This window comes from Streptomyces beihaiensis (genome assembly GCF_026274175.1).
Lineage (GTDB): Bacteria > Actinomycetota > Actinomycetes > Streptomycetales > Streptomycetaceae > Streptomyces > Streptomyces beihaiensis.
Window position 1 is genome coordinate 1 of sequence record NZ_JAPHNL010000193.1, and the last position, 1,536, is coordinate 1,536.

The following is a 1,536-nucleotide window of genomic DNA, read 5'->3' on the forward strand; positions in this document are numbered from 1 at the left end:
AGCCGCGTGCCTCTGCTACACCCGCACGACACTGTCACCCGGCGGCCCGTCCCTCTGACGGGTACGGGCCGCCACAGGTCACTCAGGTCACTTCACGGCCTTGAGGGCGTCGACGATGCCGCGCCCGTAGAAGCCGTTGTGGCCCTTGCTGCCCTTGCAGACCGCGTCCACGGTGCCGTCGCCGTCACCGTCGTACGAGGACGGGCACGCCTCCTTGTCGGCCTGCGCCTCGAGCATGCGCTCCAACTGCGCGGGGGAGGCGTGCGGATGCGTCGACTTCAGGAGGGCGGCCACGGCGGCGGCGTGCGGCGACGCCATCGACGTGCCCTGCAGCCAGCCGTACCCGCCGCCCGGCATCGTCGACAGGATGCGGCCGTTCTTGGACGGGGTGTCGGGGATCTGGTACTTGTCGCCGCCGGGGGCCGCGACGTCGATCACGCCGTCGCCGTAACTCGAGTAGTACGACTTGCCCTTGTCGACGCCGACCGCGCTGACCGTCACGACGCCCGGCAACTGGGTCGGCACGTCGAAGCACTCGTGCGGGTCGACGGTCCGGTCGACGGCCGCGGAGTCGTCGGGGCTCGACGTGTCCCGAAGGGCGTGCGAGTCGAGGTCGTCGTCGGAGTTGCCCGCGGCGGCCACGTTCAGGGTGCCCTTGCCGCGGGCGTACAGCTGGGCGCGGTTGACGGCGTCGACGATGGCCCGCTGGTCAGGGTCGTCCATGCAGTTGTACAGCCACGGGTCCACGTAATAGCTGTTGTTGGTGATGTCGATGCCGTGGTCGGCGGCGAACACGAAGGCGCACACGACGCTCTCCGGGTAGAACAGCTCGCTGTCCGGTTCCGCGACCCTGATCCCGGCGACCTTCACGTTCGGGGCGACGCCCGCCACACCGATCCCGTTGCGCGCCGCGGCGATCTCACCGGCGACGTGCGTGCCGTGGTAGTGCGACGGCTTGGCGGGCCGCCAGGCGCCCGGCGAGGTGTCCGCCCTGCCGCCGACGCAGCTGGCCGACTGGGAGGCGGAGAAGTTCGGCGCGATGTCCGGGTGGGTGTCGTCGACGCCGACATCGATGACGCCGACGGTGACGTCGCGGCTGCCGGGGTTGATCTTCGCGGCCTTGTCGGCGCCGATCGCCCGCAGGTCCCACTGGTCGGCCTCCAGCGGCTCCTGGCCGGCCTTCGCCTTCGCGGACACGGCGGCGACCTGTGCCTTCGTCAGCGGTTGCACGGCGCCCTCGTCGTCGGTGCCGGCCAGGCTGAGCGGCGCGGTGCGGGTGGCGCCCGCCGTGGCGACCTCGGGGAGGGCCCGCATCCGCCTGCCGAAGTCCGGGTTCGCCGAGTGCACGACGAACACGCCGATCTTCGCGTACGCCGCGACGACCGAGCCGTTGGCGGCGGATATCGCCCGCCGTACGGCGGATATGGTGCGCGCGTCCCTGCCGCGGGTGTTCACGACATAGTAGTGCTTGGTCAGGTCGTCTGTGGGAGAGCGTGTCTTTGAGGTTGGGTGGGCGTTGAAGATGGCGTGACTCCG

At 70.8% G+C, this 1,536-nt stretch carries 1 protein-coding gene; it reads right to left on the reverse strand.

The window, feature by feature from the left end; all coding sequences use genetic code 11:
- Positions 1-87: 87 nt before the first annotated feature.
- Positions 88-1,536 (reverse strand): S8 family peptidase (locus OFY01_RS16830; RefSeq protein WP_407700360.1); only part of this gene is annotated, 1,449 nt, incomplete at its 5' end.